Genomic DNA, 25,103 nt, shown 5'->3' with positions numbered 1-25,103 from the left:
TGTGCCACCGGCCGCGCATGCTGTGTACAGTCCCGGTATGCGCCCCGCCCCGCTTTCTGAACCCTCCGCCACCCTGGGGCCCCAGGCCACCGCCGACCTGCTGGACTGGACAGCGCTGGCCGATGAAATAGCCGCCCTGCTGGTGGACGACGGCATCCAGGTGCCGCCCCGCAGCGTGCTGGCGCTGGCAGGCGGCGCCAGCCTGTTCGTGATGCCGGCCAGCGACCGCACGGTCGCCATGGCCAAGCTGATCACCCTCACCCCCGGCAATGCGGCGCGCGGCCAGCCCACCATCCAGGGCGATGTGGTGGTGTTCGATGTAGCCACCGGCCAGCGCCGCGTGGTGCTGGACGGCCCCACCGTTACGGCGCGCCGCACGGCCGCCGTCTCGTTGCTGGCAGCGCAGCGCCTGGCGCCGGTGCCGCAGGGCCCGCTGCTGGTGGTGGGTGCCGGCGTGCAAGGCCTGGCGCATGTGCAGGCCTTTGTGGAAGTGCTGGGTGTGCGCGAGGTCTGGGTGGCATCGCGCAGCGCGGCCAGTGCCGAGGCCCTGGCGCAAGCGGCCCGCGCCCTCGGCGCAAAGGCCCGGGTGGTGCAGGACGCCGACGCGGCCATGGCGCACTGCCCTCTGGTGGCCGCATGCACCCCGGGCACGGCCGTGGTCCTGAGCGCCCAGCCCCGGCCCGATGCCTTCATCGCGGCGGTCGGCGCCTACACCCCTGCCATGGCAGAGCTGTCGCCCGGGCTGTGCCAGTGGATGGCGCAGCATGGCACGGTGGTGGTCGATACGGCCGATGCCGGGCACGAGGCCGGCGACCTGCTGCAGGCCGGGCTGGATGTGGCGCGCCTGCCCACGCTGCAGGACGTGGTGCGGCAAGGCGCGCGCGCCCGCACCGGGCCCGTGCTGTTCAAGAGCTGCGGCTGGGCAGGCTGGGACCTGGCGGCTGCCCGCCTGGTGCTGCGCGCCACCAGCACCCGGCATTCGGACATGGGCGGAAACACGGGATCAGGAGCACATTCCCAGCCGGGGAGCGGCACCCCATGAGCCCCCCCACCCGCTTTCGCGGCCAGAGCCTGCGCACGCAGATCTCATTGGTATTTGCGCTGCTGGTGATCGGGCTGGCCGTGCTGCTGTCCCTGGGTTTCGGCGAACTGCTCAAGCTGCGCGTACAGCGCGACGCCAGCCACGCGCTGCACACCGTGGCCGACAATGCCAGCCGGCAGCTCGCCCAGGGCTTGCTCGAACGCAGCCGGGTGGTGCAGGTGCTGGCCGATGCGCCGGGCATGTGGGAGCGCGGCCTCGACTCGGTCGAGGTGCGCCAGTTGCTGGCGCGCAGCCAGGCCATCGACCCGCACAGCCTGTGGATCGGCGTGGCCGATACCCAGGGCGTGGTGCGCGCGGCCACCAAGGGACTTCTGGAAGGCCACAACGTGCGCGAGCGCCCCTGGTTCGTCGCCGGCCTGCAGGAACTGCATGTGGGCGACGTGCATCCGGCCAAACTGCTGGAGAAGCTGCTGCCGCCCAACGCCTCGGGCGAACCCTACCGTTTCGTGGACTTCGCCGCCCCCATCCGCACGGGCCAGACGACGCTGGGCGTGCTGGGCATGCATGGCAGCTGGGAGTGGACGCGCGAGGTGCTGCAAAGCCTGGCCCCCATCGGGATCCAGGGCGCCTCGGTGGACCTGTTCGTCTTCGACCGCGCGGGCAAGCTTATCTTTTCGCCCCAGGAGTACCGCAGCCAGCTCGAAACCCGCGATCAGCGCCTGCCCGTGCCGCTGACGGTGGCCACCCGGGAGTCAGGCGCCCGGCCCGCGAGCGTGGTGCAGTGGGCCGATGGAAAGAGGTACCTCACCGCCAGTGTGCGCATGGAAGCCCGCAACGCCCCGAGCGACCTGGGCTGGCACATCGTGGCCCGGGAACCCGTGGAAATCGCGTTTGCGGACGCCGACCGGGCGGTACACATGGCCGTGGTGATCGGTTTGCTCGTAGCCGTGCTGGCCGCTGCCCTGGCATGGTTTGCGGCCCGCCGCCTGAGCGAAGACCTTTACGTTCTGGCCGATGCCGCCAGCCTCGTGGAGTCAGGCAAGCCGGGAGCCACCATTCCACTCGTCACCCGCAACCGCGAGGTGCACCAGCTGTCATCGGCACTGAGCGGCATGACACAGCGCCTCATGGGGGCCCACGAAGCCATGGAGGACCAGGTGCGCCTGCGCACCCTGGAATTGCAAGCCGCCAACCGCGCACTGGACCTGCAGGCCCGTACCGACGCGCTCACCGGTCTGCTCAACCGCCGGGGCTTCGAAAGCCGGATGGAGTTTGCGCTGGCCCTGGCACGCCGCAGTGGCCGGCCCCTGAGCCTGATCTCCGTGGACGTGGACCATTTCAAGCGCGTGAACGACAGTTTTGGGCACGAAGCGGGTGACGAAGTGCTGCGCCGACTGGCGCTGACGCTGCAGCAACGCCTGCACGCGTCCGACGTGATCGCACGGATGGGCGGGGAAGAGTTTGCCGTGGTGCTGCCAGACACCGACCTGGAAGGTGCCCGCGCCATCGCCCAGTCCATCGTGGACGGCATGGCCGCGCAGGAAGACCCGCTGGTGGGACGAATCACGGTCAGCGCTGGCATCTCCAGCCTGGGTGGTGGGCAGGACAACGCCCACGAGATGCTGCGCCGAAGCGATACCGCGCTTTATGAAGCCAAGGGCCAGGGCCGCAACAGGGTGTGCGCCGAATCGCCGCCGAAATAGTCACCCAGGCGGTTCGCGAGCTCATCCAGTTCGCCGTCATGGTGCAGGCGCGCCGTGGCCAGTTGCTGCTGCGCATAGGGTGGGTGGCCCAGCATCATGGCCGTGTTCACGCAGTGGCCGCGCTTGGCCATGTGCAGGATGAAGGCATCCAGCACCTCGCAGGGCCAATAGTGGATGTCGGCCTCACCATGGTCGTCATGGCGGGGAGTGGGCACGCTGGGCAGGTCGGCACCCGCCGTGGCGCGGGGTGCGGACGGTTCAACAAAGTCGATCATGTTGGACTCCTTCACACGGACCCTGCGAACATCCGCAGGCATGCACCCATGCTACGGCGCTTACCAACGCTTGCACTTCAGTCGATGCGCATTGCCCTTGTAGGACGGCACCACCGGGCGGTGGGCCGAACATCGGCAGGGGGTTCAGGCCTTTGGCAGGGTGACACCCACCTGGCCCTGGTACTTGCCGCCACGGTCCTTGTACGAGACCTCGCAGACGTCGTCCGGATCGCTTTCGAAGAACAGCACCTGCGCGCAGCCCTCGCCTGCATAGATGCGTGCCGGCAGCGGCGTGGTGTTGGAGAACTCCAGCGTCACATAGCCCTCCCACTCGGGCTCGAACGGGGTCACGTTGACGATGATGCCGCAGCGCGCGTAGGTGCTCTTGCCCAGGCAGATGGTGAGCACATTGCGCGGGATGCGGAAGTACTCGACCGTGCGCGCCAGGGCAAAGCTGTTGGGCGGGATGATGCAGCTGTCACCATGGAAGTCGACAAAACTCTTTTCGTCGAAGTTCTTCGGGTCCACCACCGTGCTGTGGATGTTGGTGAAGACCTTGAATTCCGGCGCACAGCGGATGTCGTAGCCATAGCTGCTGGTGCCATAGCTGATGATCTTGCGGCCTTCGGCCTCGCGCACCTGGCCGGGCTCGAAGGGCTCGATCATGCCGTGCTCGGCCGCCATGCGGCGGATCCATTTGTCGCTTTTGATGCTCATTGACTTCACTCCTGCCCACATTCTAGGAGCCCGCCGCATATCACCGCCCTGACACGGATGTTTTGCATGCTTCTTGCTAAAGAAACCGTGTTCCCTTTCTTGCCTGACACCATGCAGCCCATCCCACCACGTGCTTTGATCTCCCTGGCCCTCACGGCGGCCCTTCTGGCCTGCGGCGCCGCCCGGGCTCAGTTGGCCAGCGACTCGCCCGCAGCCAAACAGGCGCAGGACGCATGCCGCACCGAGGTCTCAAAGTTCGAGGAAGCCATCGGCTTCGTTCGCCGCTCGCAGGGCAACCAGGCGGCGGCCGAGCTCAAGGAAAAGCTGCTGCCCGCCAAGGTCGAGAGCGACATCCTCTTCAAGGACGGCTACTGCGGCCTGGCCCGCTATATCCGCGACAAAAAGCTCAACCGCTGAGGGCCTGGCTGATCACCGTGCGCTCGACCAGGCGGTCGTCGCCCAGCACGATCATCGCGAACAGCAACTCGTCCAGGTTCTCGGCCTGGGCCGTCTTGCGCGCCAGCAGCGGGGTGGCTGCGGGGTTGATGACCACGAAGTCGCCCTCGCAGCCGGGCTGCAGGTTGCCCACCACGCCAGCCAGGCCCAGGGCCTGGGCAGCGCCCGCGGTGTGCTGCCACCACAGCTGCTGGGGTGACAGGCTCAGGCCGGGCTTGGTCTGCCCCTCGCGGCCCACGTAGTAGGCGGCCAGCATGGTGCGAAACGGGCTGAAGCTGGTGCCCCCGCCCACGTCGCTGGCCAGGCCGTAGCGAAAGCCCACCCGGTCGGCGCCCGCATAGTCGAAGAAGCCGCTGCCCAGAAACAGGTTGCTGGTGGGGCTGACGGCGGCCACCGTACCGGTGTCGCGCATCAGCGCGCGGTCGTCGTCGTCGAAATGGATGCAGTGGGCATACACCGCGCGCTGGCGCATGAGGCCATAGTCGCCATACACGCCCAGGTAGCTGCGCGAGGCCGGGAACAGTTCGCGCGCCCAGCGCACTTCGTCGAGGTTCTCGGCCACGTGCGACTGGATCCACACCTCGGGGTGGCGCGCGGCCAGTTCGCCCGCGCCCTGCAGCTGCTCGTGCGTGCTGGTGGGTGCAAAGCGCGGCGTGATGGCATAGCCCAGCCGGTCCACGCCATGCCAGCGCCGGATCAGCGCTTCGGTGTCGATCAGGCTTTGCTCGGTCTGGTCGCGTACGCCGTCGGGCGAGTGGCGGTCCTGCAGCACCTTGCCGGTGATCAGGCGCAGTTGCTGGCGCTGCGCCTCGGTGAACAGCGCATCCACGCTGGCCGGGTGCGAGGTGGCGAAGGTCAGCGCGGTCGTCACGCCGTTGCGCAGCAGCTCCGCCACGAAGAAGCCTGCGACCTGGGCCCCGTAGGCCGGGTCGACGAAGCGCGATTCGTGCGGAAAGGTGTAGTTTTCCAGCCAGGGCAGCAGGCCCGCAGCCGGCGCGCCGATCACATCGGTCTGGGGAAAGTGGATGTGCATGTCCACGAAACCGGGCGCGATGAGGCGGCCCGGCAGGTGCTCGACCGCACCCTGGCCGTAGGTGGGTGCCAGGGCCGTCCAGGCCCCCGCGGCCACCACGCGCTGGCGGCCTGCGCCATCGGGGGCGATGGCCAGCAGGCCATCCTCGTCGTACAGGGCCGAGCCATCGTCGGCGAAACGCAAAAGGGCAGAACGGTAGACACGCATGGCGCTAGCTTAGCGGCAGCGGCGCGCCGCTGCATAAGCGGCTGCCCATAATGCCTATGCGCCCGGACGGAAGCAGGATCAGTGGCCCAGTTTGCCCTGCACGCCTTCGACCAGCCAGTTCATTTTGAGGATCTGCGCATCACCGAGCACCTGGCCAGCGGCGATCACCTCGCGGCCCTCGTTGTCGCGCACCGGCGCCTTGCCGGCACGGAAAGGGTGCAGCGTACCCGCACCCACGGCCTTCTGCGCCGCCTGCACCTCCTGCTGCACGGCGACGGGCACCTTGGGGCCAAAATCGCCCACGCGGATCATGCCCTCGCGCACGCCGCCCCAGACGTTGCCGCTCTTCCAGGTGCCGGCCTGCACGGCGCGCACACGCTCGGTGTAGTACCTGCCCCACTGGTGGGTGACGGCGACGATCTGCGCATCGGGCCCCGTGCCGCGCATGTCGGAGTGGTAGGCCACGGCCATCTTGCCGCGCTCCTGCGCGGCGGCCATCACGGCGGTGGAGCCGGTGTGGAAGGCGATCACGTCCACGTCCTGGTTGAACAGCACCATGGCGGCATCGCGCTCCTTGGGCGGATCGAACCAGACGTTGAGCCACACCACCTTGACCGTGGCCTGGGGGTTCACTGAGCGCATGCCCAGCGTGAAGGCGTTGATGCCCTGCAGCACTTCAGGGATGGGAAAGCCCGCCACGTAGCCGGCCACGCCGGTCTTGCTCATGCGGCCCGCGGTGATGCCAGCCAGGTAGCGGCCCTCGTAGTAGCGCGCATTGGCGGCGGCCACGTTGGCCGTGGTCTTGTAGCCGGTGATGGACTCGAACTTCACGTGCGGATAATCCTGCGCGACCTTGAGCGTGGGCTCCATGTAGCCGAAGCTGGGCGTGAAGATGATCTGGTGGCCCGTGGCCGCCAGGTCGCGGATCACGCGCTCGGCGTCGGCCCCCTCGGCCACGTTCTCGACGAAGGTGGTTTTGACGTCCTTGCCCAGCGCCGCCTCCACGGCCTTGCGCCCGTCGTCGTGCTGCTTCGTCCAGCCGGCTTCGGTGATGGGAGAGACATAGACGAAGCCGGCCTTGACCGGCCCGGTTTTGGGCGCTGCGGCCGCTGGCTGGCCAGGGGATTGAGAAAGGGCGGGGGAGATGGAAATGGCGCCGAAAAGCGCACTCACACAGACCGCACGCAGTGCGGTGGCGAGGTTTTTGTACATGGTAGTCCTCTACATGGTCCCGATGACAGAAAAGCAAAAGGCTGCCGGGACAGCAGCCTTTGCAAGGCCATTATTGTATCCGTGGGCTGCGCCAGCGCTGGCGCCGCGCTTTCTCAGCGCAACCGCAGCGCGCCAGATGGCGCACCCAGGCGGAAGGCCCCCACCACGTCCGCCAGGCGCGCAGCCTGGTCCTTGAGGCTCTCGGCCGCGGCGGTGGATTCTTCCACCAGCGCAGCGTTCTGCTGCGTCATCTGGTCGAGCTGGCTGACGGCCACGTTCACCTGGCTGATGCCCTGGCTCTGCTCGGATGCGGCGGCGCTGATCTCGCCGATGATGTCGGTCACGCGGCGCACCGAGCTCACGATCTCGTCCATGGTGCTGCCGGCGTTCTGGACCAGGGCCGCGCCCGATTCGACCTTCTCGACCGACTGGCCGATCAGGGTCTTGATCTCCTTGGCCGCTTCGGCGCTGCGCTGCGCCAGGCTGCGCACTTCGCTGGCCACCACGGCAAAGCCCCGGCCCTGCTCGCCGGCACGCGCCGCCTCCACTGCCGCATTCAGGGCCAGGATGTTGGTCTGGAAGGCGATGCCGTCGATGGTGCCGATGATGTCGGCGATCTTCTTGCTGCTGGCGTTGATCGCGTCCATGGTGCTCACCACCTGGGCCACGACTTCGCCGCCGCGCTGCGCCACCTGGGCAGCCGAAGCGGCCATCTGGTTGGCCTGCACGGCCGAGTCGGCGCTCTGGCGCACGGTGCTGGTGAGCTCCTCCATGGAGCTGGCCGTTTCCTCCAGGTTGGCCGCCGTCTGCTCGGTGCGCGCGCTCAGGTCCTGGTTGCCGATGGCGATCTGCGTGCTGGCGGTGGAGATGCTGTCCACCACGCCGCGCACCTGCTGCAGCGAGCCATGCAGCGCACTGCGCATCACGTCCAGCGAGCGCAGCAGGTGGCCGGTCTCGTCATTGGCGTAGCTCGCCTGGGGCGCACCGGTCAGGTCCATGCCTGCGATGGATTCGGCAATCGCTTCGGCCTGGCGCAGGGGGCGCGTGATGCTGGTGGCCAGCAGCCAGGCCAGCAGGGCGCCGAGCACCAGTGAGATGGCAGTACACACCTGCAGCAACAGGGTGGTCTGGGCGCGCAGTTCCTCGGCACGCTTGCCAGCGGCGTCCAGTTGGGCGCGCTGGGCGTCCACCATCTGCTGCACACCGGCCAGGTAATCGCGCGAGGTGGGCTCGAAGCGCTCGGTGAACACCTTGCTGGCATTTTCCGCATCGCCGGCCTGCTTGAACTTGCTGACCTCCTCGCGCGCGGCCAGGTAGCTCTTGCGCAACTCGCCGACCTTGGTGAACAGCTGCTTTTCCTCGGCCGTGTCCATCTTCGATTCGATGAACTTCTGCAACTCGTTGGTCTGGCTGATCGAGGCGGCCGTGGCCGGTGCGAAATACGGGATCAGGGCCGCGTCGCTGCTCTTGGCGATGGCCGCCGCGCGCTGCACGCCCGAGGTGGTGTGGCGCAACCAGTCGGCACCGGCACGCTCGGCCTTGATGTTGTCGTTGACCATGGTGTCGATCTCGGTGCCGAGCTGGCCCAGTCGGAGCACCGCCACGATGGAGCTGAGCAGGAACAGGGCAAGGATCGCACCGAGCACCAGGGTCAGGCGCTTGCCGATGGACAGCTGATTGAGAAACATGGGGAAGGCTCCGGCCAGGAAGGGGCGTGGGTTGCACAAAAAAAATACGGCCCCCAGGGGGCCGCATTCAGCAGTGCCAGCACCTCATGGGAGCCAACAAATGCTTACAGAAAATTGAATTATAGGGTTTACCCTTAATTCCTGCAGACGAGGGCACTCCACCTCTGGTGTGGCTGCGCCTTCCCCCTGCCAGGGTCTCTCAGTAATCGTGCTCCATGAAACGCTCGAAGCGCTCCTTAAGCTTGTGCTCCCAAACGCGCTTGTCGGCGTTGCCTGCAAAGCTGGCCTCGAAGCTGTTGAACGCCAGCTGGTAGGCATGGCGCACCGTCATGCCGGTGGCGGCGAACACCTGGGTGAAGTTGTCGTTGATGTAGCCGCCGAAGTAGGCCGGGTCGTCCGAATTGACCGTTGCGGCCAGGCCGGCATCGAGCAGCTTCGCCAGGTTGTGGTCCGCCAGGTTGGGGAAGACGCACAGCTTCTGGTTGGACAGCGGGCACACGGTGAGTGCGATGCGGTCCTGGGCCAGGCGCTGCATCAGCGCGGCGTCGTGCACGGCCTGCACGCCATGGTCGATGCGCTCGACCTTGAGCACGTCGAGTGCGCTCCAGATATAGGCCGGCGGGCCCTCCTCGCCTGCGTGGGCCACCAGGTGCAGGCCCAGTTCGCGGCAGCGCGCGAACACGCGTGCGAACTTCTCGGGCGGGTTGCCGACTTCACTGCTATCGAGGCCCACGCCGACGATCTTGTCCAGAAACGGCTGGGCCTGCTCCAGCGTCTCGAAGGCCGACTCCTCGCTCAGATGGCGCAGGAAGCACAGGATCAGCGTGGCGCTGATGCCAAGATCGGCGCGCGCATCCACGCAGGCGCGGTGCAGGCCGTTGATCACCGTTTCCATCGCCACGCCACGCTCGGTGTGGGTCTGCGGGTCGAAGAACAGCTCGGTGTGCAGCACGTTGTCGGCCGCGGCACGCACCAGGTAGGCACGCGCCATGTCGTAGAAATCCTGCTCGTGCAACAGCACGCTGGCGCCCGCGTAGTAGATATCGAGGAAGCTCTGCAGGTTGGTGAAGGCATAGGCGCTGCGCAGCGCCTCTACGTCGGCATAGGGCAGGGACAAGCCATTGCGCTGCGCCAGCGCGAAGATCAGCTCGGGCTCCAGCGAGCCCTCGATGTGGATGTGCAGCTCGGCCTTGGGCATGGCGCGCAGCAGCTCGGGGATGCGCGCGGCGGGGATGGGGGGAACCTTGAACATCAGCAAACTCCAAAGGTGATGCCGCTCGCGCGCAGGTAGCGGCGGTAGGCGGATGATGCCTTGTCGGCGGCGGTATGCAACTCGGCACGCAGGTCCAGCGGCAGGCGTTGCGGTGTCTGGGACTCCAGCACGGGCTGGTCCTGGGTGAAGATGGTGTGCTGGAAGGCCTGCAGCTTCTCGTCGGGCGACTCGAAATCGGCCACGGCCAGGCGGAACCACACGCGGCTGGTCTCGGGCGTGAGCGGGCACACGAACAGCGCGATGGACTCGCGCCAGTCGGCCACTGCGGTGGTACCGGCCTCGGGCACCTTGGTCAGCACCGCCGTGTAGGGGCCCGTGACCTCGTAGGTGTACTCCACCTGGGCTGGCGCCGTCGAGTGCAGGTTGGACTGCGGCTGCCAGGCCTTGCAGCCCGTGGCGCGCAGGCCCGTGGGCGTGGGCTCGACGCGGTAGTCGTCGATGGCCGTGGCCTCGCGCATGCCCAGCCAGCCGTCATGCACGAAGCCAAAATGCGCCATGTCCAGGAAGTTCTCGACGATGCGCGGGGCGCTGGTGGCCACATCGTAGGGGCCGCAGTGGAGCTTGCGCAGGCGGCCATCGCCCTCGGCCTCAAAGGCCGGTGGCACGGCCTCGCCCGCCGCGAGCTGCACCCACACCAGGCCGTACGCCTCCAGCACGCCATGGCGCAGGGCGCAGTGCGTGGCGGGCGGCGTGAACTGCGGCAGGGCCGGCACATGGACGCACTGCCCGTTGGCCGCGAACTGCCAGCCATGGTAGGGGCACTCCAGGCGGCCACCCTGCACCCGGCCCAAAGACAGGCGCGCGCCCCGGTGCGGGCAGCGGTCCGTGAAGGCCTGCACCTGGCCCTCTGCATCACGCCAGAGCACGAGGGCATGCTGCAGCAGTTGCACAGCCAGGGGCGCCTGCTCCACGGCGTGCGACAGGGCCACGGGGTGCCAGAGGGTGGTTTCGATCATGGGAAGGCTTTTTGTTTTTCAAGGGCTCGGCGTGCGGCCCTGTGGACATTCTGTACGGCCCCAACGAAAAAGGGAACGTGCCGCGCACGTTCCCTTTCCTGGACCAGGCCGCCAGGGCCTGGTGACGGGGCTGCTTACTTCTTGTCGCCGCCGGGGATCTTGCCTTCCACGCCCTTGACGTAGAAGTTCACGCCGCTCAGGAACTTGTCGTCGGCGACGGCGTCCTTGGCGACCACTTCCTTGCCGTCCTGGCCCACGATGGGACCCTTCCAGATCTGGAAGCTGCCGTCGGCCAGGCCCTTCTTGACCGCTTCGACCTTGGCCTTGGTGTCGGCAGGCACGTCTTCGGCGATGGAGACGATGTCGATCGCGCCTTCCTTCACGCCCCACCAGCTCTGGCCCGTGGCCCACTTGCCTTCCAGCGCGTCCTTGGTGGCCTTGATGTAGTACGGGCCCCAGTTGATCACGGCCGATGCCAGGTGGGCCTTGGGGCCGTAGGCGGTCATGTCGCTGTCCCAGCCGAAGGCGCGCTTGCCCTTTTCCTGGGCGGTCTTGAGCACGGCAGGCGAGTCGGTGTTCTGGAACAGCACGTCGGCGCCGCCATTGATCAGCGAGGTGGCGGCTTCGGTTTCCTTGGGTGGGCTGAACCATTCGTTCACCCACACCACCTTGGTCTTGACCTTGGGGTTGACCGACTGCGCACCCAGCGTGAAGCTGTTGATGTTGCGGATCACCTCGGGGATTGGCACCGAGCCCACCACGCCCAGCGTGTTGGTCTTGGTCATGGCACCGGCGATCACGCCGGCCATGTAGGCGCCTTCGTAGGTGCGGCTGTCGTAGGTGCGCACGTTGTCGGCGGTCTTGTAGCCGGTGGCGTGCTCGAACTTCACGTCCTTGAAGTCGGGGGCGATCTTCTGGATCGACTCCATGTAGCCGAAGGTGGTGCCGAAGATCAGCTTGTTGCCCTGGCCGGCCAGGTCGCGCAGCACGCGCTCGGCATCGGCCGATTCGGGCACGCTCTCAACGAAGCTCGTGACAACCTTGTCGCCGAATTCCTTCTCGATGGCCTTGCGGCCGTTGTCATGGGCAAACGACCAGCCGCCGTCACCCACGGGGCCGACATAGGCGAACGCGATCTTCAGCGGCTCGGGCTTGGGCGCGGGCGCAGAGGCCACGGGCGCCGGGGCGGGCGCAGGCGCCGCAGCGGCCGGCTCTTCCTTCTTGCCACAGCCCACCAGTGCGGCAGCGGCTACAGCGGAGAGTGCAGCCACCTTGAGCAGGGAGCGTTTCTGCAGATCAGTCATGTCGGTTCCTTATAAGAAAGAAGGAGGGTTGCAAGGTTGGGGACGAAAACGGTGATTATGGGGTGATCTACCGGGCGGTAACCAAAGGTTTTTGGGGGAGACGCGGCCGGCAAGGCTCCAGCACCCGGCAGGATGCAAGATCCAAGCCGAGGCCGTGCGCCAAGAGAAGGCATGCGCCCGTATTCACGAACCCGGGTAGAAAGGTTTGCCCAGCGAGGCCGGCATGTTGATGCGGATCCACGCCGGGTTGCGCGAGATCAGGGCCAGCACCACGATGGTGGCCACGTAGGGCAGCATGCTCAGCAACTGGCTGGCCACCTGCACGCCCGTGGCCTGCAGGTGGAACTGCAGCATGGTCACGCCGCCGAACAGGTAGGCCCCGAGCAGCACGCGCGCGGGCCGCCAGGTGGCGAAGGTGGTGAGCGCCAGCGCGATCCAGCCGCGGCCGGCCACCATGCCCTCCACCCACAGCGGGGTGTATACGGTAGAGATGTAGGCCCCCGACAGGCCGCACAGCGCGCCGCCGGCCACCACGGCCGCCAGGCGGATGCGGCGCACCGGGTAGCCCAAGGCATGGGCCGACTCGGGCGATTCGCCCACCGAGCGCAGCACCAGGCCGGCGCGCGAGCGGTACAGGAACCAGATCAGCGCGGCCACCAGCAGCATGGTGAGGTAGACCACGGGGTGCTGCTGGAACAGCGCAGGCCCGAGCAGCGGCACCTCGGACAGGCCGGGGATGGCGTACTTGGGCATCTCGGGCAGCTTGGCCTGCACGTAGCTGATGCCCAGGAAGGCCGAGAAGCCCACGCCGAACAGGCTCAGCGCCAGGCCCGTGGCGTACTGGTTGGTGTTGAGCCAGATCACGAGCACGCCGAAGATGGCGGCCAGCACGGCACCGGCGGCCATGCCGGCCGCGAAGCCCAGCCAGCTGTTGCCGGTGTGTACCACAGTGGCGAAGCCGGCGATGGCGGCGCACAGCATCATGCCTTCGGCACCGAGGTTCACGATGCCGGCCTTCTCGTTGATCAACAGACCCAGGGCCGCGATGGCCAGGACGGTGCCCGCACTCAGCGTGGCGCCTATGAGCAGTGCATAGGATTCCATATCAAGCTTCCTTCCTGTCCGGGTGGTTCATGCACAGACGGTGGTGGTTCATGCCTTCACCCCTTTCGTGCCGACCCAGCGCACGCGGTAGGCGATCAGCGTGTCACAGGCCAGCAGCGTGAACAGCAGCAGGCCCTGGAACACGCCGGTGAGCGACTTGGGCAGGCCCAGGCGCGACTGCGCCAGCTCGCCGCCGATGTAGAACATGCTCATCAGGATGGCCGAGAGCACCATGCCCACCGGGTGCAGGCGCCCGACGAAGGCGACGATGATGGCCGCGAAGCCGTAGCCCGCCGGCACATAGGGCGTGAGCTGGCCGATGGGGCCCGCCACTTCGAGCGCACCGGCCAGGCCGGCGGCACCGCCCGAGATCAGCAGCGCCACCCACAGCGCCCGGCGCGACGAGAAGCCCGCGTAGCGCGCCGCCGCCGGTGCCAGGCCGCCCACCTGCTGGGCAAAGCCGGCCCGCGTGCGGAACAGGAAGACCCACAGCGCGGCCGCGCCGGCCAGGGCCAGCAGCAGGCCGATGGACACGCGCGAGCCCTGCATCAGGCGCGGGATCTGCGTCACGCGCTCAAAGGTCTTGGTCTGCGGGAAGTTGTAGCCCATGGGGTCCTTCCACGGGCCATAGACCAGGTAGCCCAGCACCAGCGTGGCCACGTAGACCAGCATCAGGCTGACCAGGATCTCGCTGGCGTTGAACTTGTCGCGCAGCAGTGCCGTGAGCCCCGCCCAGGCCATGCCGCCCAGCACGCCGGCCAGCAGGATGGCGGGCACGATCCAGGGCCCGGTGGTCTTGTCGGCCAGCAGCGCCATGCCACCGGCCGCCACGGCGCCGATGACAAACTGGCCCTCGGCACCGATGTTCCAGACATTGGAGCGAAAGCACACGGCCAGGCCGAGCGCGATCAGCAGCAGCGGTGTGGCCTTGACCATGAGTTCGCCGATGGCGTACGGCGTCTTGATCGGCTCCCAGAAGAAGATCTGCAGCGCACGCACGGGGTCCTTGCCGAGCGCGGCGAAGAGGATGACCCCGATCAGCACGGTGAAGGCCAGCGCCAGCAGTGGCGAGCCGAAGGTCCAGAGGCGCGAGGCCTGGGGGCGCGGTTCGAGCTTAAGCATGGTGCGGCTCCCCGATTGCGGCCACGGCCGCCTGCGCCAGGTGGGCCTGTGCGTCGGCGTGCCACAGCCCGCTCATCCATTCGCCGATGCGCTCCACGGTGGCCTCGGCACGTGGCACCGAGGGCGAGAGGTGGCCCTTGGCCACGACATGCAGGCGGTCGCAGATTTCAAACAATTCGTCCAATTCCTCACTGACCACGAGCACGGCGCAACCGGCATCGCGCAGCGCCAGGATTTCGCCGCGGATCTGTGCGGCGGCGCCCACGTCCACGCCCCAGGTGGGTTGCGAGACGATGAGCAGCCGGGGCTTGGCGTCGATCTCGCGGCCCACGATGAATTTCTGCAGGTTGCCGCCCGACAGCGACTTGGCAGCCGCATGCGGGCCACCCGCCTTGACGTGGAAGCGCTCGATGATGGCGCGCGCATGCGATTCGAGCGCACCCACCTTGATCCAGCCGCTGCCCGCCACCGAATTGGTGCGCGTGAGCAGCAGGTTGTGCGCCAGGCCCATGGTGGGCACGGCACCGCGGCCCAGGCGCTCTTCGGGCACGAAATGCAGGCCCAGCGCACGGCGGCGGCTCGGCCCCATGCGGCCGGCGTTCTGGCCGGACACCTGGATGCTGGCGGGCTCGGCGCGCTGGTCTTCGCCCGACAGGGCGTAGAGCAGTTCCTTTTGCCCGTTGCCGGAGACGCCGGCAATGCCGACCACCTCGCCGGCCTTCACCTCAAAGGCCAGGTCCACCAGGTCCACGCCGAACTGGTCGGCGCGCGGCAGCGACAGGCCCCGCACGCTGAGCACGGTGGCGCCGGTCTGCACCTCGCGGTGTTCCAGCGCCGGCGGCTCGGCGCCGATCATCAGGCGCGAGAGCGAGGCATTCGACTCCTCGGCCGGGTTGCACACGCCCGTGACCTTGCCGCCGCGCAGCACGGTGCAGGCGGTACACAGCGCCCGGATCTCGTGCAGCTTGTGGCTGATGTAGAGGATGCTGCAGCCTTCGGAGGCCAGCTTGCGCAGGACCACGAAGAGCTTTTCCACCGCCTGGGGCGTGAGCACCGAGGTGGGCTCATCCAGGATCAGCACCTTGGGGTTGGTGAGCAACGCACGGATGATCTCCACGCGCTGCATCTCGCCCACGCTGAGCGTATGCACGGGGCGCAGCGGGTCGATATCGAGGCCGTACTCGGCCGCCTTGGCGGTGATGCGCTGCGTGACCTCGGCAAGGTCCTGGCTCTTGTCCAGGCCCAGCCAGACGTTCTCGGCCACGGTCAGCGTATCGAACAGGCTGAAGTGCTGGAACACCATGGCGATACCGAGGGCCCGCGCCTCCTGCGGGTTGCGCACCTGCACGGCCTGGCCGTTGAAATGCACGCTGCCCTCGTCGGGCTTGACCGAGCCGTAGATGATCTTCATCAGCGTGGACTTGCCCGCGCCGTTCTCGCCCAGCACGGCATGGATCTCGCCCGGCTGCACCGTGAGCGAGACACCGCTGTTGGCCACCACGGCCGGATAGCGCTTGGTGATGCCTGTGAGCTGCAGCCGGGGCGCCAAGCCCGGGGCATTGGAAAGAGGTGGTGAACTCATGCGGTGGATTGTCTCTCAGTTTGGTGGGTCGTTATGGGGTTGAAACTGCCTGCCATCGCTTGTTCAGCATGATCGCAAAGCTATTCTTTTCGTAGCGAAGCGGCCACCGCCTTCACGCAGTCGCGCAGCCACACGGCGGCGGCGGAGTGGTGCGTGCGGGCATGCCACAGCTGGTAGTACATGAGGCGTGGAAACTCCACGGGGGCTGGCAATATGGCCAGCGGCAGATGGCCGACGTAGCGCTCGCAGTACTGGCGTCCGGTGGTCAGCACAAGCAAGCTCGATGCCACGATGTGCGGTATGGCGCTGAAGTGCGCGCAGCGCGCGGTGATGTTGCGCGCCAGGCCCAGGCCATCAAGGTGTACATCGATCACGCCGCGCGCCCCCGGGTGGGTGGGCGTGGGGGCGATGTGTTCTGCAGCCAGCCAGCCCTCGGCGTCCCAGCCGCGGCGCACCGCAGGGTGATCGCGGCCAACCAGGCACACCACCTCGTCGCCGAACAGCCGGCCCATGTGCAGGTCGTCCGGGGGCTGCGGCCAGTTGCCGATGACCACGTCCACATCGCCCTGCGCCAGATGGGCGTGGTAGTGCGTGTCGCCCGACAGGGGCAGGATCTCGATCGGGCACATCGGCGCCTCGACCTTGATGCGCGCCACCAACTGGGGCAAAAAGAACGGGTCCAGGTAGTCGCTGGCGGCCACGCGGAAGGTGCGCGTGGCGGTGCGCGGATCGAAGCCGCGCGCATCGGAGAACAGGGCCTCGGCCGAGCGCAGGATGGCCGCCGCCGGCTCCACCATGCGCAGCGCGGCGTCGGTGGGCATCATGCTGGCGCCCGAACGCACCAGCAGCGGATCGCCCGCCAGGTCGCGCAGCCGCTTGAGCGCGGCCGACACCGCCGGCTGGTGCATGCCCAGACGGACGGCTGCCCTCGATACGCTGCGTTCAGTCAACACGGTGTGCAAGACCCTTATGAGATGGAGGTCTATCTTGTCGAAAAGGGCGTGGTCTCGCATACAGGGGCCTGCATTCTTGTCATACGCCATCACGTATGCCGCTGTGCGCGAGGGCTGCGCTGCGCGGTGTGGGGAGTGGGGGCGCGGGTGGGGTGGGGGAAAAAGTGTCGGCGCACTGTACACCGCACACCCCCTGCGCCGTGCCCCTGGAAATCCCTGTGCAGGGCCGCTGGCCCTGCACATCCAGCGCTGTCAGGCCCCGCGCAGTGCGGCTGCGGCCTCTGCGCGCAGCAGGCCGCCTTGCACGGCCACGGGCGGGCGCGCCTGCGCCAGCAGATCGGCGCAGGGCGTGGCCAGTTGCGGCCCGCCCAGCGCCTGGGCGATGTCGTCCTGGCTTGCGGCGTAGACCACGCGTGCAATGCCGGCCCAGAACATGGCGCCGGCGCACATGGCGCAGGGCTCTCCACTCGCGAACACGGTGGCCCCGCGCAAGGCCTCGGAGCCGAGCGCCGCAGAGGCCTCACGCACCAGCACCATTTCGGCGTGGCCGGTGCAGTCGCGCGTGGTGTTCTGGTTGTTGCGGGCGGTATGGAGCACCTGCCCTTCGGGCGAAGCCAGTGTGGCGCCAAAGGGGTTGTCGCCCGCAGCCAACGCCTTGCGCGAGGCCTCGATGGCCAGGCGCATGGCGGCGTGGTCCTGCTCGCTGAATGCGGTCTGACTCATATCTCGTCGATCGCGGTGGTGCGCGCCTGCGCTGGCGTGTCCGCGCCGATGGCGAAGCGCTCACCGGTCTTCACGTAGAAGCTCGCGCCGAAGCGCCCCACGGGGTGGAAGTCCTGCAGGCGCACGCGCCAGCGTTCGGTGTCTACCAGGCCCTCGCGCACGCCCAGCCACTGCACGCGGCCGATGAAGACGTAGCGGCTTGCGGTCTCCAGGGTTTCGTGCAGCACGCATTCGAAGGCCACCGGCGCCTCGGCGATGCGCGGCGGCGCCACGCTGCGTGAGGGCACCGGCGTGAGGCCGGCGTGCGCCAGTTCGCTTTCATCCGGTGGCAGGCTGTCGCCGCAGGCATGCATCTGCGCGGCCATGGCTTCGTCGGTGATGTGTACCACGAACTCGCCGGTGCGCAGGATGTTGGCCGCCGTGTCCTTGAGCAGGCCGTCTTTCAGGCGGTTGATGCTGACCATGACCACCGGCGGGTCCTCGCCCAGCATGTTGAACATGCTGAACGGCGCCGCGTTGACCGTACCGTCCTCGCCCAGCGTGGTGATCAGCGCGATGGGGCGCGGCACGATCAGGCTGGCCATGAGCTTGTAGCGCTGGTAGGAGTCTATCTGCGAAAAGTCGATGTCCATGGCACGGCGTTTCAAAAAATCGTATACGAAATTTTAAACCATTTGACATGTTTTCAATGATTTTCAAAAAATCGTATACGATTTTCATCAATCAGCCCGACGGCACCTCGTCTGGCAGCGACAGGCGCGCCTCCAGCGCCAGCAGGTGGCGGTCCATGGCGTCGGCGGCGGCAGCGCCATCGCGCAGGGCCAGGTGCTCGACGAGCTGCTCGTGCTCCTCGTGCTCGCAGGTGGACTCGCCGGGCGCCTCGTACAGCGCCACGATGAGCGAGCAGCGCGTCATGAGTTCGGTCAGGATGCGCTGCAGCTCGGCATTGCCCGACAGCTCCGCCAGCGCCAGGTGAAAGCCCCCCGCCAGCGCCACCCAGCGCGCATGGTCCTGCTGGTGCAGGGCCTCGTGCTCGGCGCGCATGCGCTGCTTGAGGCGCTGCACCTCGCCGTGCGTGATGCGCGCAGCCACCATGCGCACGATGCCGGCCTCGACCACGCGGCGCGCGGCGAAGATGTCGCGTGTCTCCTTCGGGCCGGGGCGGGCCACCGTCGCACCCTTGTTGGGCACGATGTCCAGGATGCGCAGTTCGGCCAGCCGGTGCAGGGCCTGGCGCACCACTGTGCGGCTCACGCCGAAGCGCTCGCACAGCGCGGGTTCGCCCAGGCGCTCGCCAGGGCGCAGCCGGCCGTGCATGACGGCGTCGAGCACGGCCTCGTACACCGGCTGGTCCAGCGTGGCGGCGGGTGGGCGGGAAGGTGTTGCGGCGGGCATGGGCAGAAAGGGTGCGCGGTGGGGTGCAGTGATGAGGGGGCGCAGCAGTGTAGCCAGCAGCCACTGTGCCACGGCAGCCGGCCGGTGCCCACGGGGTGTGGCGGCAGCCGCCTTTTTTTGCCCCCGATGGGCGCGCAGTCATAGCGCGGCAGGCATCCTCGTTATACGCTCTGGCATATGCGGTCCCAGGCAGGCGCGCATACGCTCTGCTTCTGACCGATTTGCCCGTTTTTGAGCACCCACGCATGACGATGACCCACCGACCTCTTCGCTTCATCCGCCGCGGCCAGCCCGCGGCGCTGCACGACGTACCACCCGACCGCACCTTGCTGGAGGTGCTGCGCGAGGACCTGGGCTGCACCGGCACCAAGGAAGGCTGCGGCGAAGGCGACTGCGGCGCCTGCACCGTGGTGCTGGGCGAAGAACGCCATGGCAAGCTGCACTACAGCGCCGTCAACAGCTGCATCCGCCTGGCCCACTCGGTGGACGGCATGGCGCTGTGGACGGTGGAAGACCTGGCCGAAGACCCGCTGATCCGCCCCGCCGGCCCGGCCCCGTCGGCCGAGAAAGCCATCACCCTGCACCCCGCCCAGGAGGCCATGGTGCAGTGCCACGGCTCGCAGTGCGGCTTTTGCACGCCGGGCTTCGTGATGAGCCTGTTCGGCATGTACCAGAACCATGTGTGCCACGGCCAGCCGATCACGCGCGAGCTGGCGCAGGAAGAACTCTCGGGCAACCTGTGCCGCTGCACGGGCTACCGCCCCATTCTCGACGCGGCCCAGCAGATGGCTGCCCTGCCCCCCGTGGCCGTCGATGAGGCGCAGGTGTTGCGCCAGCTGGCCCAGTTGCAGGCACCGGCGGCCGACGGCACGGCCTACCTGGCCCCCACCACCCTGCCCGCCCTGCTCGCCGCACGCGCTGCGCACCCCGGTGCCCAGGTGGTGGCCGGCTGCACCGATGTGGGCCTGTGGGTCACAAAGATGCACAAGCAGTACGCGCAGATCCTGGACGTGACGCGCACGGCCGAGCTGCTGCAGCTCGATGAAGACACGCAGCGCATCACCATCGGCGCAGCGGTGTCGCTGACCGATGCCTTTGCCGCCCTCACGCGCCAGTGGCCGCAGCTGCACAGCTTTGCCACACGCTTCGCAGGCCTGCCGGTGCGCAACTCGGGCACGCTGGGCGGCAATGTCGCCAATGGCTCGCCCATCGGCGATTCCATGCCGCTGCTGATCGCCTTGCGCGCGCAGATCGTACTGGCCAGCACGCGCGGCGAGCGCACGCTGGCGCTGGAAGACCTGTACACCGGCTACCGCCAGAACGTGATGGCGGCCGACGAGCTGCTGGTGCGCATCGTGGTGCCACGCCCGGGCGTGACCGAGGCCTTGAGGGCGTACAAGATATCGAAGCGCTTCGACGACGACATCTCCGCCGTGTGCCTGGTCATCAACCTGGACATCGAGGCCGGCGTGGTGCGCCGCGCCAGCATCGGTGCCGGTGGCGTGGCCGCCACGCCAGCACGCGCGCGGCAGGCCGAGGCCGCCCTCACCGGCCAGCCCTGGTCGGCCGAGACCGTGCAGAAGGCGGCCGACGCCCTGCAGGCCGAGTTCAACCCCATCTCCGACATGCGCGCCAGCGGCGCCTACCGGCGCACCGTGCTGGCCAGCCTGCTGCAGCGCTTCTGGCTCGAAAGCCAGGGCCAGGACGCGGTGAGCGTGGACAACTTCCGACTGGAGGCCAGCGTATGAACCAGCGTGACCCCTCTCCCGTGAGCCGCGACGCCGTGGACGACCCGGTGGTGGTGCAGGCCGATGCACACGCCGACAAGCCCGTGGCTGCGCCGCTGGCACCCACGCCCCTCGCCACGCTGCGCGCCATGGGCCATTCGCACATCCATGAAAGCGCACGCGCCCAGGTGGCGGGTGCCGCCCACTACATCGACGACCTGCCCGAGATCAAGGGCACGCTCTACGCCTCGCCCATCCTCTCCACCGTGGCCCACGGGCGCCTGAACGGCGTGGACGCCAGCGCCGCCCTGGCCCTGCCCGGCGTGCGCGGCGTGGTGCTGGCGGCCGACGTTCCGGGCGACAAGATGCTGGCCGCCTTCGCGCACGACGAGCCGGTGTTTGCCATGGACACGGTGCAGCACATCGGCCAGGTGATCGGCCTGGTGGTGGCCGACACGGTGATGCAGGCGCGCCGCGCCGTGCGCGCCGTGAAGCTCGACATCACGCCGCTGCCGGCCGTGCTCACGGTGCAGGACGCGCTGGCGGCCGAAAGCTATGTGCTGCCGCCGGTGTTCGTGCGCCGCGGCGATGCTGCGGCCGGCCTGGCCGGCTCGGAGCACCGCCTGCAAGGCACTTTCGAAGTCGGCGGGCAGGAGCACTTCTACCTGGAGGGCCAGATCGCCTATGCCATGCCGCTGGAGCAGAAACAGTGGTGGGTGTATTCGAGCACCCAGCACCCGGGCGAGGTGCAGCACTGGGTGGCGCATGCCCTGGGCATCGACAACCATGCCGTGCGCGTGGAGTGCCGGCGCATGGGCGGTGGCTTTGGCGGCAAGGAGACGCAGGCCGGCCACCTGGCCGTGTGGGCCGCCGTGGCGGCGCACAAGCTGGGCCGACCCATCAAGCTGCGCCTGGACCGGGACGAGGACTTCATGGTCACCGGCAAGCGCCACCCGTTCGCCTACCGCTACGACGTGGGCTTCGACGGCACGGGCCGCATCACCGGCCTGAACCTGCACATGGCGGCCAACTGCGGCTTCTCGGCCGACCTGTCGGGCCCGGTGGCCGACCGCGCCGTGTTCCACAGCGACAACGCCTATTACCTGAGCGACGTGGAGATCGCCTCCTACCGCTGCAAGACCAATACCCAGAGCCACACCGCGTTCCGCGGCTTCGGCGGACCGCAGGGCGTGATCGTGATCGAGGCCATCCTGGGCGACGTGGCGCGCGCCCTGGGCCTGGACGCACAGGACGTGCGCCTGCGCAACCTCTATGGCCGCGACGAGTCCGAAGGCCGCAATGTCACCCACTACCAGATGACCGTGGAGGACAACATCCTGCACGAGCTCATGCCCCAGCTGGAGCGCGACGCCCACTACCGCGAGCGCCAGGCCGCCATCGCGACCTGGAACGCCACCAACCCGGTGCTCAAGCGCGGCCTGGCGATCACGCCGGTCAAGTTCGGCATCAGCTTCACGGCCACCTTGTTCAACCAGGCCGGCGCGCTGGTGCACGTGTACACCGACGGCAGCGTGCAGGTGAACCACGGCGGCACCGAAATGGGCCAGGGCCTGCACACCAAGGTGGCGCAGATCGTGGCCGACGAGCTGGGCGTGCCGCTGCAGCGCGTGCTGGTCACGGCCAGCGACACCAGCAAGGTGCCCAACGCCAGCGCCACCGCCGCATCGAGCGGCACCGACCTGAACGGCCGCGCGGCCCAGTTCGCCGCGCGCCATGTGCGCGACAACCTGGCGGCCTATGTCTGCGGGCTCGATGGCTGCGGCGCGGGCGCGATCCAGTTCTCAGGCGGGCAGGTGATCTCGCCCAAGAAAGTGCGCGCCTTCGACGACGTGGTCAAGGAGGCGTACGCCAACCGCATCCAGCTGTGGAGCGACGGCTTCTACCGCACGCCCAAGATCCACTACGACAAGAGCACGCTCACGGGCCGGCCGTTCTACTACTTCTCATACGGCGCGGCCTGCACCGAGGTGGTGATCGACACGCTGACCGGCGAGAGCCGCGTGATCGCCGTGGACATCCTGCACGACGTGGGCCACAGCATCAACCCCGCCATCGACATCGGGCAGATCGAGGGCGGCTTTGTGCAGGGCATGGGCTGGCTCACCACCGAGCAACTGGTGTGGAACGACAAGGGCTACCTGGCGACGCACGCCCCCAGTACCTACAAGATCCCGGCCACGGGCGACATCCCCGCGCATTTCCGCGTGAACCTGTGGCCCGAGGCCAACCGCGAGGACAACGTGGGCGGCAGCAAGGCCGTGGGCGAACCGCCCTTCATGCTGGCCATCAGCGTCTACGAGGCGCTGCGCAATGCCGTGGCGGCTGCGCGCGGCGCAGGCGAGAACGAGCGTGCGCCGGTGCAGCTCACGGCGCCCGCCACGGCCGAGAACGTGCTGCGGGCGCTGGGCAAGGTCAGCGGCTGACGGGCATCAATACGGCCCCAGCGCCATGCGACCGGAGGAGGTCATGTCGCGCGCGTGGCGCGTCTCCACCCGGTTGCGCCCGGCGCGCTTGGCGTCGTAGCAGGCCATGTCGGCCGCATTCAGCACCGAGGCCACATCGTGCAGGTGGGCGTCGAGCACCACCAGGCCGATGCTCACGCCCAGCGTGAAGCTGCGCCCCTGGTAGGACGGCTCCCAGGCCTGCACCGTGGCGCGCAGCTGCTCGGCCACGGCTTGGCCGCGCGCCAGCGGACAGCCGGGCAGCACCACGGCGAACTCGTCGCCCCCGAGGCGCGCGGACCACCCCACCTGGCGCACCTGGGTCTCGATGAGCCGGGCCACGTGGCGCAGCACATCGTCACCCGCATCGTGGCCGGCCACGTCGTTGACCAGCGTGAAATGGTCGAGGTCGAGGAACAGCACCACCCCGTCGTCGGGCGCATCGTCCACCGCTGTGCCCGGTGCGCCCGGTGCACCGGTGGTTCGCGTGCGTGCCGAACGCTCGGCCAGCAGCAGGGCCAGCCGGTGGTCGAAGGCCGAGCGGTTGTGCAACTGGGTGAGGGCATCGTGCGTGAGCTCCCAGGCCTGCTGGTACTGCGCCTCGCGCGCGGCGGTGATGTCCTCCAGCATCCACACGGTGCCTCCGCCCAGCGCCTCGGAGTCCACCTTGCGGCCCTGCACGCGGGCCCAGACAGGGCTGCCGTCCTTGCGCACGAAGCACACGTCGCCATCGAAGGTGCCATGCGCCGCAAAGGCCGACTGCACGCGCTCGCCCAGGCGGGCGTAGTCGGCGTCCGAGCCGTACAGCGTGCGTGCCGGCCGGCCCTGCAGCTCGCTTTCGGCATAGCCCAGCATCAGGCAGGCCTGGCGCCCCACCACTTCAAGAATGCCGTGGCGCGTGATGACGATGCCCACCGAGGCGTTCTCCAGAATGGCCTGGAACTGCCCGTGCAGCAGCGCGTGCAGGTGGTCCTGCTGGCGCTTTTGCTGCGCCAGCCCGTCGAACACCCGCACCAGCGCGCCCACCTCGCCCCGGCCACCGGGCCACTCGAAGGGGCGCCGGGAATCATGCCGAAGCAGCTGCTGCGCGCCCCGGCACAGCTGGGCCAGGGGCTGGGCCATCCAGGCCATGGCCACGGCCAGCAGCAGCACGCCCAGCGCAATCACGGCAGCGGCCAGCCACCAGGCATCGCGCTGGGCGCCCTGCAGCGGCGCCAGCAGCGCCTGCGAATTGCTGACCCGGGCCACGAACCACTGCGGTAGCGGCATGCCGGCCACGCTCACGATGTGCTCGGGCTGCACCTCGGTGACCCCGCGCCCGACCACCGGCTGCGCACGGCGCAGCCACTCGGCGAACACGGGGGCCAGGCCCGGCTCGTCGCGCACCTGGCCCATGATGCGCGCGGGGTCGGTGTGCGAGAGGATGGTGCCGTCGCGGGTGAAGACCACCAGGCGCGAGTCATCGCGCGCCGGCAGCGCCATGGACTGTGGCAGCAGGCCCTGCGACTGCAACCTGAGCGCCCCGGCCACCACCCCCAGCACGGCGCCCTCCTCGCTGTGCAGCGGCAGCGTGAACAGGATGCGCGCATCGCTGGTGCGCCCTGCAATCAACTCCGACACCTGCGGCTTGCCGTCGATCAGCGTGCGGCGCAAGGCATCGCGCTCGGACGGGTCCAGATCGGCCGCCTTGACCAGTTGGCCCGCGCGGATGTTGAGCCGCAGCTCACCGTCCTTGCGGGCGACGTGCAAGGCGTCGAAGAAGCCCACCGCGGGCAGGCCCTGCTGCAGCAGCCAGTCCAGCGACGACGGCGACTCCAGCATGGCCGGGGTGATGCCCTGTGCCACCGTGCGCAGCACCTTCTGGCTCTGCTCGATCTTGCTGGCCAGGAGCCGTGCCACCACCTCCACCTCATCGGTCTGCTGGCCGACCACGCGGCGCATGGCCTCCTGGCCTGCGGCACGCGATACCAGCCACACCGATGCCGCACTGGCCAGCACCATCACCAGCGCCGCCACCGCCATCAGCCGCAGCACCAGAGAGCCCGGCAGACTCCAGGCAGGCTCTTGCGCAGCAGCGACGGGGTTGGCGGGTGGCGTCATGCGCTGTCCCGGTCTGGAGGGCTGCAGGTACGGACGATGAAGGAGGCAGGCATGGAAGCTGTAGGAAAC

The 25,103-nt window shown here is 68.4% G+C and carries 21 protein-coding genes; 5 read left to right on the top strand and 16 right to left on the bottom strand.

The window, feature by feature from the left end:
• The first annotated feature begins 37 nt into the window (after positions 1-37).
• Positions 38-1,042 (top strand): delta(1)-pyrroline-2-carboxylate reductase family protein, encoded by a 1,005-nt coding sequence (locus tag AC0IZS_RS15535; protein WP_471636424.1) that lies wholly within the window; start codon positions 38-40, stop codon positions 1,040-1,042.
• Positions 1,039-2,745, top strand: a complete 1,707-nt coding sequence (locus AC0IZS_RS15530; RefSeq protein WP_471636423.1) for a sensor domain-containing diguanylate cyclase — start codon at positions 1,039-1,041, stop codon at positions 2,743-2,745. Before AC0IZS_RS15535 ends, AC0IZS_RS15530 begins: the two co-directional genes overlap by 4 nt.
• Here AC0IZS_RS15530 and AC0IZS_RS15525 read toward each other — a convergent pair.
• Both AC0IZS_RS15525 and dcd read right to left on the bottom strand, forming a co-directional pair.
• Positions 2,688-3,020 carry a hypothetical protein gene (locus tag AC0IZS_RS15525; protein WP_471636422.1) on the bottom strand — a complete coding sequence of 111 codons (333 nt, stop codon included), beginning with the start codon at positions 3,018-3,020 and terminating at the stop codon, positions 2,688-2,690. The genes AC0IZS_RS15530 and AC0IZS_RS15525 overlap by 58 nt on opposite strands.
• A gap of 144 nt (positions 3,021-3,164) precedes the next feature.
• Complete coding sequence (gene dcd, locus AC0IZS_RS15520) at positions 3,165-3,737, bottom strand: dCTP deaminase (protein WP_471636421.1); 573 nt, start codon at positions 3,735-3,737, stop codon at positions 3,165-3,167.
• 111 nt (positions 3,738-3,848) lie between these two features.
• On the opposite strand from dcd, the gene AC0IZS_RS15515 reads away from it, so the two are divergent.
• Entirely contained in the window at positions 3,849-4,154 is a 306-nt protein-coding gene (locus tag AC0IZS_RS15515) for a hypothetical protein (protein WP_471636420.1), read from the top strand.
• Here the strand turns inward: AC0IZS_RS15515 and guaD are convergent.
• The 13 genes from guaD to AC0IZS_RS15450 form a co-directional block, all read right to left on the bottom strand.
• The gene (gene guaD / locus AC0IZS_RS15510) at positions 4,144-5,433 is read right to left on the bottom strand and encodes a guanine deaminase (protein ID WP_471636419.1); all 1,290 of its coding nucleotides are present in this window, start codon (positions 5,431-5,433) and stop codon (positions 4,144-4,146) included. The genes AC0IZS_RS15515 and guaD overlap by 11 nt on opposite strands.
• Positions 5,434-5,511: 78 nt before the next feature.
• Entirely contained in the window at positions 5,512-6,645 is a 1,134-nt protein-coding gene (locus AC0IZS_RS15505) for a BMP family ABC transporter substrate-binding protein (protein ID WP_471636418.1), read from the bottom strand.
• A 113-nt stretch (positions 6,646-6,758) separates the two neighbouring features.
• Positions 6,759-8,333 (bottom strand): methyl-accepting chemotaxis protein, encoded by a 1,575-nt coding sequence (locus AC0IZS_RS15500; protein ID WP_471636417.1) that lies wholly within the window; start codon positions 8,331-8,333, stop codon positions 6,759-6,761.
• A gap of 199 nt (positions 8,334-8,532) precedes the next feature.
• On the bottom strand, positions 8,533-9,585 hold the full coding sequence (locus tag AC0IZS_RS15495) for an adenosine deaminase (protein ID WP_471636416.1): 1,053 nt from the start codon (positions 9,583-9,585) through the stop codon (positions 8,533-8,535).
• Positions 9,585-10,562: an aromatic ring-hydroxylating dioxygenase subunit alpha gene (locus AC0IZS_RS15490; protein WP_471636415.1), complete on the bottom strand. Its 978-nt coding sequence runs from the start codon at positions 10,560-10,562 to the stop codon at positions 9,585-9,587. Before AC0IZS_RS15490 ends, AC0IZS_RS15495 begins: the two co-directional genes overlap by 1 nt.
• A gap of 134 nt (positions 10,563-10,696) precedes the next feature.
• Positions 10,697-11,866, bottom strand: a complete 1,170-nt coding sequence (locus AC0IZS_RS15485) for a BMP family ABC transporter substrate-binding protein (protein WP_057201412.1) — start codon at positions 11,864-11,866, stop codon at positions 10,697-10,699.
• 183 nt (positions 11,867-12,049) lie between these two features.
• Positions 12,050-12,970, bottom strand: a complete 921-nt coding sequence (locus AC0IZS_RS15480) for an ABC transporter permease (RefSeq protein ID WP_057201413.1) — start codon at positions 12,968-12,970, stop codon at positions 12,050-12,052.
• A 48-nt stretch (positions 12,971-13,018) separates the two neighbouring features.
• Positions 13,019-14,092: an ABC transporter permease gene (locus AC0IZS_RS15475; RefSeq protein ID WP_471636414.1), complete on the bottom strand. Its 1,074-nt coding sequence runs from the start codon at positions 14,090-14,092 to the stop codon at positions 13,019-13,021.
• Positions 14,085-15,674 carry an ABC transporter ATP-binding protein gene (locus tag AC0IZS_RS15470; protein ID WP_471636413.1) on the bottom strand — a complete coding sequence of 530 codons (1,590 nt, stop codon included), beginning with the start codon at positions 15,672-15,674 and terminating at the stop codon, positions 14,085-14,087. Before AC0IZS_RS15470 ends, AC0IZS_RS15475 begins: the two co-directional genes overlap by 8 nt.
• Positions 15,675-15,754: 80 nt before the next feature.
• A complete protein-coding gene (locus tag AC0IZS_RS15465) occupies positions 15,755-16,687 on the bottom strand; it encodes a LysR family transcriptional regulator (RefSeq protein ID WP_471636412.1) in 933 nt (310 codons plus the stop codon).
• 192 nt (positions 16,688-16,879) lie between these two features.
• Entirely contained in the window at positions 16,880-17,350 is a 471-nt protein-coding gene (locus AC0IZS_RS15460; protein ID WP_471636411.1) for a nucleoside deaminase, read from the bottom strand.
• Positions 17,347-17,982: a flavin reductase family protein gene (locus tag AC0IZS_RS15455; RefSeq protein ID WP_471636410.1), complete on the bottom strand. Its 636-nt coding sequence runs from the start codon at positions 17,980-17,982 to the stop codon at positions 17,347-17,349. The genes AC0IZS_RS15460 and AC0IZS_RS15455 overlap by 4 nt, the downstream gene beginning before the upstream one ends.
• Before the next feature lie 91 nt (positions 17,983-18,073).
• Positions 18,074-18,745 (bottom strand): GntR family transcriptional regulator, encoded by a 672-nt coding sequence (locus AC0IZS_RS15450; protein WP_471636409.1) that lies wholly within the window; start codon positions 18,743-18,745, stop codon positions 18,074-18,076.
• Positions 18,746-18,990: 245 nt separating this feature from the next.
• Here AC0IZS_RS15450 and xdhA point away from each other — a divergent pair, with 245 nt between their 5' ends.
• Both xdhA and xdhB read left to right on the top strand, forming a co-directional pair.
• A complete protein-coding gene (gene xdhA / locus AC0IZS_RS15445; protein WP_471636408.1) occupies positions 18,991-20,493 on the top strand; it encodes a xanthine dehydrogenase small subunit in 1,503 nt (500 codons plus the stop codon).
• A complete protein-coding gene (gene xdhB, locus AC0IZS_RS15440) occupies positions 20,490-22,916 on the top strand; it encodes a xanthine dehydrogenase molybdopterin binding subunit (RefSeq protein WP_471636407.1) in 2,427 nt (808 codons plus the stop codon). Before xdhA ends, xdhB begins: the two co-directional genes overlap by 4 nt.
• Positions 22,917-22,922: 6 nt before the next feature.
• Here xdhB and AC0IZS_RS15435 read toward each other — a convergent pair whose 3' ends face one another.
• Positions 22,923-25,034, bottom strand: a complete 2,112-nt coding sequence (locus AC0IZS_RS15435) for a sensor domain-containing diguanylate cyclase (RefSeq protein ID WP_471636406.1) — start codon at positions 25,032-25,034, stop codon at positions 22,923-22,925.
• Positions 25,035-25,103: the final 69 nt, after the last annotated feature.

Source organism: Acidovorax sp. AC410 (assembly GCF_979253235.1).
This window is presented reverse-complemented; position numbering and strand designations above follow the sequence as displayed.